The organism is Ensifer sp. 22460 (assembly GCF_052044935.1).
Taxonomy (GTDB): domain Bacteria; phylum Pseudomonadota; class Alphaproteobacteria; order Rhizobiales; family Rhizobiaceae; genus Ensifer.
On the sequence record NZ_JBQENZ010000045.1, the window covers coordinates 25,382 to 31,936 of the forward strand.

The window sequence follows — 6,555 nt, forward strand, 5'->3', positions numbered from 1 at the left end:
AGCGAGGAACCCCAATGAAAACGGTTAGTGGACTTTTTGACGATTATTCCGATGCCCGCGCGGCAGTGAGCGCGCTTGAGGATCGCGGCGTGCCGTCTGACGATATCAGTATCGTTTCCAACAATGTCGGTGACTGGTACTCCAAAGATAGCAATGCTGCCGAGGGCGCAGGCACAGGCGCAGGTCTAGGTGCTGCAGTTGGTGGTATCGGGGGCCTCTTGACCGGGCTTGGCGTAATGGCCATTCCAGGCGTCGGTCCTGTGGTGGCGGCGGGCTGGCTTGCCGCAACGGCAGCAGGTGCAGCAGCTGGCGCAGTCGCCGGCGGCGCTGCGGGCGGACTGATCGGCGCGATGACCGAATCCGGCGTCCCAGAGGAACATGCCCATGTCTATGCCGAGGGCGTGCGCCGCGGCGGAGCTGTTGTCACCGCCCGGGTTGACGAGAGCCTATACGCGGACGCCCAGGCCATCCTACGCCGGGGCAGCTGGGTAGATCCTGACCAACGCCGCGCGGCTTACCACGAGCAGGGCTGGACACGCTTCGACGAAAACCTCGATCCCTACACTCCCGAGGAGATCGAGAAAGAGCGTCTCCGCTACAGGTTTTGACTGGAACCGGGAGGCTACAAAAGCGTTTATTACCCAGCCCTTAAACTCGACTTCGGCCCCGCTCGGGGCCGATTTTTTTATTGGTGGGCGCGGAAGCCTGCACAGCCGGTCCCGGTTCAAAAGGCCGGCTCTTATCTGACCTAGGCGCGATCAACAAACTTGTTAAACCGGCTCAAGCTGCCGTCGGCGACTTTGTCCTGGTGCAAAAAAAACAATCGGTTGTGGTCGAATATCCTGAAAAACTCCTCCCATGAAATCGGCTCCAGTTGGTCATCCTGTTCGCCAAAATCAATCCGTAAAATCCCACCTTCACCGGCGCCCTTCACTCGGGTTGGCCGCCCGTTGCGTGCCTCTGCCCAATGTCGAATTTCGTCATGATCCTGGGTCGTTTCAGCCTTGGTCATCAGCCTTCTCCTCTGGCATTCGTGTCGCTGTAGGCGCCGAACAGACTGAGCTGACCTTTGTTCCACTCACAATTCCTCAACCCTGGCACCAACCAGGCCCGGAAGGCTTGCTCCCGATCCGTACAGGTAGCCAGGCGATGCAAGGTTTGGGGAACCGAGACCGCGTTGCATCGTTTCGCTTCCTACACCTCTGGACACCAACTTGAGGAATTTCGATGGACAACCTTACGCCGAGTGAAAGCGCGCGAGGAAGCCTCCAACCAACGCGGCGACCTCGTCGAGGTGGGTTTCGAGCAGCCAATGCCCGCCCTGTAGCAGGTGGAGTTCGGCATCCGGCTGACCGCTTACGCGGCTTGCGACCGCTCGAAACGTTTCCTGGGGAAGGCGCGCGCGAATGAAATGGCTCCCGTTCCTTACGAATTTGCTATTCGACTGCCCAGGAAGATGCCGAACGCAGGAGCGACCTGATCGTTAATTCAGCTCACGATGGCATGTGCATCATGCGGAGAAGCCACCGTTTCTTATCAAGTCGGGAGCGCCCAGCTTCGGCTTCTCTGATTGCTAAGCGCAGCACCCGCTCGACTTCGGCGTCTGCCTTGTCGGCGTCAGCAAAATGCAAACTGGCGGAAGCGCGCAGAATTGCAACCAGCTTCCGCTCATGGGTTTCGAGTTTGCCGGTCATGAAGCTACAACGACCGGAACTCCAAGCGGTTCCACGCTGCGCTTGCTCGCTTCGCCACAGGCCCCGAACCGAGGACCTTTCAGGTCATTCGCTGCAGCTCAAAGGCAAAAAGGCGATCGTCATTTCGTATGGCCATCAGTCCCATGATTGCGTTTTGATCGATCCTGCGAAAATGGTCGATGATCGGCTGATCGTCATAGATCAGGGCCGCACTTGCCGCACCCTCAAAGGTGAGCGTTTCGAGCGATGCGACAGGGCCTTTGGCTTGAAAGCCGCGCTGGACCCAAGAAAAAAGCGTGCGGGCAAGCCGCGTTCTTCCGAACTTATGAAAGCGAAGCGCAAGGTTCAGCGGTACCCATTTCGGATCGATGGCCCGGAGCCTTCGACCTCCTGCGCGAAAGAGCAATGCGTCTGCCCGCAGATCTGAATTAAACCGTTTGCCGAACCAGCCAAGGTTCTCCAGCACGCCGTCGAAGGGATGACCAGTCGGTATTCCCCGGCCCATCCAGAGGCCCTCGAGTTCATATGGTTCGAGAGGTGACAGCTGGCGAAATCGCTCCACTGCCCGTTGCTGGTCATCCACCGGATTGGCTCTTCTCGCTATTGCGCCGCCTGGCTTTCGTCTTTGATCGGGCTTCGCGGCGTGCCTGTCGCAACTCATCAAGCGTCGGAAACCACCACCCGCGCTTAAGGTCGGCTGATGTGGGTGGCATTCTTTCGGGCCAGGTTCTTACAAGCTCCTCCAGTGACCCCCGCCGCCACGTAGCCCAGACAAACAAATCGTCATCCCCGGCCGGAAAATAGAAATCGCTGACGGTTCCGGGATCCGCAAGCTCACCGTTGGTCCCGGTGAAGAAGACCACCCCAACATGCGTGGCGATCGCGCGCTCAAAGGGCGGGCTGTGACCCAAGGATATCGGGTAGCGCTTGCGACGCCTTTCCCTCGCCCTTGCCTTCGAGTCCTCTTCCTCTTCCGTACCTTTCAACGCGTCTCGACGCGCTTTCCTTGCTTCAGGTTCGCTGCGCTCGGCCTCGGCTTCAATGTCCGCCCAGCGTTGACGCAGTTCAAAGAGCGAACGATAGGGTACGGTCCAAAGGCGGCGATCCGCATCCCATCGCGCATAAGGTATCTCGCGGATCTCGTTGACGATAGACCGTGAGTAAGGTGTGCGGATCTCCAATGCCGTGGCGCCTGCGTTAAGATATCGGCTTTCGATTGGCTCGAATACGAACGCGTCCCTGCCCTTCTCGTCGGCGAAAATGTCTTGCTGCGCCTCCATCTCCGCACGCCAGCGATCGATCCGTCGCTCAGCCGTGCGGCCTGGCACAAACCAGGCATTCAGTCGGTCGCTCCACCGCGCCCGCGGAAACGCCTCGCGAAACCGTTCGATGGTTATGCGATCGTGCGGCAGGTCGGTGGTTGCGCCTATCCGGGCGCCTTCTGACGGCTTGGCATCGTCTTTCTTGTTCATGACAGATCACGCTGCCGGCTTGGCCCTTGCAAGCCGCTTTATAGCCTGCTCGAGGGACCGTTCGCGGTCGCAGTAGTCTTTACATGCGACGGTCTTCGCAAGCAGCGCCGGCAGCGAGCGCAAGGTGAAACGCTTCGGGTCGAGATCGGACCTCACCTGCGTCCATGTGAGAGGCATCGATACCGTCGCACCGGGTCGGGCTCGCGGTGATAGTGGGGCGACTGCCGTAGCCATTAGATCATTGCGCAGATAGTCGAGCAAAATTCGCCCTCCCGCAGGTCCGGATTGTCTGTTCGAAAGCTGGCCGCGCCGAAAGTGGTCTCTGCATCAGTCAACGCCTTTGCCGCCTGTCGCGCCGTAAACTTCGCCATTGACGAAACTTGCTTCCTGAGAGGCGAGGAATACGTAGATGGGAGCTAACTCAACTGGCTGGCCGGGCCGGCCGAAATCGCTATCCTTCCCGAAATTCTTCACCTTCTCGTCAGGCTGACCGCCGCTCGGCTGTAAAACCGTCCAGAATGGGCCCGGGGCAACGACGTTGGCCCGAACACCTTTTTTGATGAGTTGCTTTGCAAGCGCCTTGGTATAAGCGACAATGCCAGCTTTGGTTGTGGCGTAGTCAAGCAGAATTGGAGAGGGTTGATATGCTTGAATGGACGCAGTTGTGATGACCGAAGCTCCGGGGGGCAAATGAGGCTCGGCGGCCTGAGCAATCCAGTGCAAAGCGTAAAGGTTGGTCTTCAACGTGGCATCAAAATCCTCCGACGTCACAAGCGACACATCCTTGCGAAACTGTTGGCGAGCCGCATTGATCACCAAGATGTCAATCCCGCCAAGTTCACGCAGTGTTCGCGACACCAACTCGCGGCACCAGTCTTCATCCTTCACGTCGCCTGGCAAGGCTAGGGCCTTCCTACCCTCGGCCTCGATCAACGCGACAACCTCTTTCGCGTCCGGTTCCTCCTCCGGCAGGAAACATATGGCGACGTCCGCACCCTCCCGCGCAAACGCAATCGCTGCGGCCCGTCCAATACCGGAATCTCCCCCCGTGATGAGGGCCTTGCGCCCTTTCAGCCGACCTGCCCCTTTGTAGGTTTTTTCGCCATGATCGGGCTTGGGGCGCATCCTGCCAACGAGACCTGGCATGGCTTGCGGCTGAGGGTCGAAGGGTGGTGAGGGATATTGCGTTCGGGGGTCCTGCATAGTCAGACGATCGGTCATTGGAAAATCCTCATTTGACGATTATCCGTTAAACTCGTCGATTCGTTTCAGGTTCCGGTGCAACAATTCGGCGGAACCTAACGACGGGCTCCACCGATCCTTTTAGTCCTGCTGAGCTCCGATACGTGCCAATGGAGACACGTTCCATGTAATTCCTGCACAGGGTTCTTGCCGACGTGCAGTTAATGCTTCGCCGTCCGCCGAGATTGCAGTAGCGGCCGTGTTCTACCGGGCCCGGATTGGGCATTCCCTGAAAATACTTCTCATCGCGAGTTGCGGGCCGGCGTCAAAGGAAGATGTCAGGGGACTCCACTTGGCCACTACGTCTGCAGGAAGAAGTTAGACATTGGCCTGAAGATTTCCTGCAAGGTTCATATTTATGCGACGAACGTTGCTCGCCTGCGGAGAAATTTTCCCGAGAAAGGCGAGCGCCGACTTGTCTGGTTCGAATATCGGGAGGCCGGGCGTCGCGGAGCCGTGCCTGCGCAAGGAGATTCTACGCTTCGCGGGCACTATCGGGATAGGTTGCCAAGTATCTTTTGGACCGACGTCTCCGAAGTAATCCGCTGGTGGTAGAAATGCTCATATCAGCGCTAGCGCTGTTCCTATTGCAGGGTGACGACCAGCCAACCCCGCGCTTGTAAGAAATGGCGGATTTCTTCCGAAGTCGTGACCACCCAAGAAGGTTGAGGCTCAGCAAAAGAAGCACCGTTAGCCCCATTTAAGCAAAAAGGATGGTCTCCTTCGCGAGGCCATCCTCTTTCCGTCCGGTCATGTCTTGGAACAACCGTTACTCGGGCGGGTTCTGTATGGATCGTCAATGGAGGCAGCTAAAATGAACATTATCGGGCAGCAGGTCTTAACTGACCCCGGTGGCATCATGACAGTCGAATGGATCGCGGAAGGTGGCGACGTGATTTCTATTCGTCTGGAAAGCTGCCCTGACGATCTCGGCGTGGATGCCGCGGTGGCAAAAGCGAAGGCCCTGATGGTGCAAGTGGCCACGTTCGGAGAGGTCGAGACCGTTAGCGCCAACACACGTGATGCTACAGGTTCTCCGGCCGTTGAATCACTGCGTAGTGCCCGTAGCGCCAAGGACACCGGTACGTTGGAGGAGCAACTCGACGAAGGTTTGAAGAGCTCCTTCCCCGCCAGCGATCCACCTTCCGCCGCTGGCAGCTCCATCTCCACAGGCCGGGCGGAGTCTCCCGACACGCACAAATAATCCATTTGGCGTGCGCGAAACCATTCGCTGCCGCCTTTCGGCAGTGCTCCCGTCAGGTTCTTGGCGGCGCGTAAGAAAAGGATCTAGAAGTGGCCGACAAGACGACATTTGACACCGAACGTGGTCACAGCGGCGAAAACCATCAACACGTTGCGGAAAAGATACAATCCTCAGTTGGACGCGGCTGCGCTCAAAAAAGCCGAAAGACGCAATCACCAAAGGCCGGAGGTGTGCCGTTTGTCGTCGCCTCGAAGATCGGCAACGTAAAGCTATCCGACGGCAAGGCGGTGAAAGCCGACGGCCAACTCGCCGGCTCCCCTCTCAAGGATGGCGCCGACATCCTCGTCAACGAGGCTGCGGCTATCCACTGGGGTATGGACGCGTTCAGCCATCTGGAGGCGATCGGACACACGGAGGCCGGGATTGTGAGCGACGCAGGTGTGGTGCCGCTCGAGCCCATTTCGTAGAGGCGGCTTCAAAGCGGTTCTGGGATCGGGAGGCGAAGCTTCGTGCTTGCTTAAACCGCAGTGGCGCTATCCTCTCGGCCTGCAGCACTTAGCGACCGACGTTCACAGGGGCCGGCACCTCCTCGAAACATTCGATTAGCATTTCTGTGAGGACGTAGCGGGGACCGACGCGTCTTGTGATCAGGTTGCGCCTGGTCCCCGCGAGTTGCCCGGACCATCGTGATCGGAAGCAGCAGTCTGCGTCATTGGATGCATTGTGCGATTTTCGAGCCCAACATCGCGATATCCGCTTCTCCGCGCCTTGCGACTTCAATCATTCTTCCAAGGTACCCCGGCGAGGCGCTCTTCAGATGGGTCGTCCAGACTGGGTAAGCGCGACCACCCAGGGACCGCTGTCCGGGCGCAGGGTGGTCGCGACCCTAGAAAGCTCTATTGAGCAGGCGTCGTCGTTGAAGGCTGCGTCGTAGACGGCTGAG

At 58.6% G+C, this 6,555-nt stretch carries 8 protein-coding genes and 2 pseudogenes; 3 read left to right on the forward strand and 7 right to left on the reverse strand.

Going from position 1 to position 6,555, the window contains the following annotated elements:
* Nucleotides 1-14 precede the first annotated feature (14 nt).
* A complete protein-coding gene (locus ACTJKM_RS34125) occupies nt 15-608 on the forward strand; it encodes a general stress protein (protein ID WP_058329292.1) in 594 nt (197 codons plus the stop codon).
* 140 nt (nt 609-748) lie between these two features.
* On the opposite strand, the gene ACTJKM_RS34130 is transcribed toward ACTJKM_RS34125, so the two are convergent.
* From ACTJKM_RS34130 to ACTJKM_RS34160, 7 genes and pseudogenes are all read right to left on the reverse strand, one after another.
* Entirely contained in the window at nt 749-1,012 is a 264-nt protein-coding gene (locus ACTJKM_RS34130; protein ID WP_058329293.1) for a hypothetical protein, read from the reverse strand.
* Nucleotides 1,013-1,237: 225 nt separating this feature from the next.
* A pseudogene (locus tag ACTJKM_RS34135) lies at nt 1,238-1,351 on the reverse strand (alpha/beta fold hydrolase); the annotation flags it as partial.
* A 142-nt stretch (nt 1,352-1,493) separates the two neighbouring features.
* Nucleotides 1,494-1,694 carry a hypothetical protein gene (locus tag ACTJKM_RS34140; RefSeq protein ID WP_058329294.1) on the reverse strand — a complete coding sequence of 67 codons (201 nt, stop codon included), beginning with the start codon at nt 1,692-1,694 and terminating at the stop codon, nt 1,494-1,496.
* 79 nt (nt 1,695-1,773) lie between these two features.
* Complete coding sequence (locus ACTJKM_RS34145; RefSeq protein WP_245296260.1) at nt 1,774-2,277, reverse strand: DUF4334 domain-containing protein; 504 nt, start codon at nt 2,275-2,277, stop codon at nt 1,774-1,776.
* A complete protein-coding gene (locus tag ACTJKM_RS34150) occupies nt 2,270-3,166 on the reverse strand; it encodes a hypothetical protein (protein ID WP_058329295.1) in 897 nt (298 codons plus the stop codon). Before ACTJKM_RS34150 ends, ACTJKM_RS34145 begins: the two co-directional genes overlap by 8 nt.
* Nucleotides 3,167-3,172: 6 nt before the next feature.
* A pseudogene (gene ligD, locus ACTJKM_RS34155) lies at nt 3,173-3,439 on the reverse strand (non-homologous end-joining DNA ligase LigD); the annotation flags it as partial.
* Nucleotides 3,440-3,493: 54 nt separating this feature from the next.
* Nucleotides 3,494-4,387, reverse strand: coding sequence for an SDR family oxidoreductase (locus ACTJKM_RS34160; protein WP_058329296.1), 894 nt, complete (start codon nt 4,385-4,387; stop codon nt 3,494-3,496).
* Between the two features lie 835 nt (nt 4,388-5,222).
* On the opposite strand from ACTJKM_RS34160, the gene ACTJKM_RS34165 reads away from it, so the two are divergent.
* Both ACTJKM_RS34165 and ACTJKM_RS34170 read left to right on the forward strand, forming a co-directional pair.
* A complete protein-coding gene (locus ACTJKM_RS34165) occupies nt 5,223-5,612 on the forward strand; it encodes a hypothetical protein (protein WP_063893304.1) in 390 nt (129 codons plus the stop codon).
* 89 nt (nt 5,613-5,701) lie between these two features.
* Nucleotides 5,702-6,079 (forward strand): hypothetical protein, encoded by a 378-nt coding sequence (locus ACTJKM_RS34170; protein ID WP_156436781.1) that lies wholly within the window; start codon nt 5,702-5,704, stop codon nt 6,077-6,079.
* Nucleotides 6,080-6,555 lie beyond the last annotated feature (476 nt).